Below are 1,549 nucleotides of genomic sequence, written 5' to 3' on the forward strand. Positions count from 1 at the left end.
GGGCAGACAGCTTGTCTTCTGATTGCAGGATAGCGTTTAATTCCCTGGCTCTGAGTTTGTCTACTGGAAGGTAAAACTCCATCTCGACTTTTTTGGCGTGTATAGGAATATCTCCCAAAGTTAATCCAGTGTCGTTCAATGGGGCGTGCAGGCAATGATCCAACATATTCTCGAGGGTAGGGCACCACTTTTCATCAAAGCCTTCCGTTTGTAAGTGTTCGAGAACGTAGCTGGATAAGTCGCAGGGCTGGGAGTTCAACGTATCTTCTGCCAGATTTTCGAGGTTTTCGAACAGTGCGTGCAGAAAGGTTCCGGGTCGGGCGCCTTTCGGGAAAGTGAAAATATCCAATCTTTCTGCTTCCGATTGCAGTTCACTATTAACAGATTCTTCTGTCTCACTCATCACTTCGATATCAAGACCGGCTGTTTCCATTGAGGCATCAGGCGCTTGAACTGCCTGGTGCCTCTGCACTTTCTTATGAGAGTGTGAGGTTCTGGACAATGCAGAGTAGCTGGTTACCCACCAGTCTTTCTGGATCTCACCCCGGAACTCTGCCGCGACAAGATGAAGGCTTTCTTCAGATTCGCTCCGGTAGACTGGGAGTTGAAGCTCTTCAACGGGCTGGAAATTAATGGCAGGGTGCCTTTGCGCCAGATGTTTCAATTGTTGCTCAAGCGTCGCATAATCAAGTACCTCAGGGCCGTTCAGCAACCAGCCAATGGCCGTTCTGTGCAGATCAGTCAGGTCACCTTTTCGTCCAGAACCACTTTTGACGGGAGCCATGCCCATATAGCAACGATAGATTGAACGAGTCAGTGCTACGTAAAGTAGTCGAATGTCTTCAGCCAGTCTTTCTTTGTCGGCTTTGATCAGAGCCTGATCATCACCAGACAGGTCCAACGTGGTGTGCTGGCTGTCATGATAAACCGGTTCTTCCGCTTCTCTAAAACTGCAGATATAGGGCAAAAACACGACAGGGTATTCCAGGCCCTTGGATTTATGGATGGTGACAATCTGTACCCGGTTGCGTTCGCTCTCAAGGTGCAGTTGCTGCTCATCGGCATTGGTATCCGGTTTGCTGATGTGTTCAGACAGCCATCGCTGCAGAGCGTGGGGACTCTCCAGCTCAAGACTGGCTGCAGCCAGCAGTTCACCCACATGCAACAGGTTTGTCAGACGCCTCTCGCCATTATCTTTTGCTAACAGTTGCTCTGCCAGTTTACGCTTTTGCACCAGTACTCTGAGCATTGGCAGAACGCCCTGTTTCATCCAGATCTGATGGTAATCTGAAAACTCTTCAACGGCGCGTTCCCAGGCAAGCTCATCGTCGTTCAGTGCATCCAGAGTCTCAGCTGTCAGATCCAACAGTGGCGTGGCCAGAGCCGATCTCAAGGTTCTATCGTGGCCCGGGTTGAGGCAGGCGGTAAGAATTCTTAGCACATCAACCGCCTCGTTCGAAGCAAATACGGAATCACTGCTGCTCAGATAAACACTGGGAATTCCCTGTTTTGCCAGGGCTTCCCTGATCATCAGGCCCTGTCGGCCAGT

General features: G+C 50.4%; 1 protein-coding gene. It reads right to left on the reverse strand.

Features of this window, described 5'->3' with window-relative positions:
* The coding region (locus tag KDK18_RS07290; protein ID WP_306670889.1) for a 3'-5' exonuclease at window positions 1–1,531 on the reverse strand (1,531 nt) is incomplete at its 3' end.
* Window positions 1,532–1,549 lie beyond the last annotated feature (18 nt).

Source organism: Endozoicomonas sp. SESOKO3 (assembly GCF_024606255.1).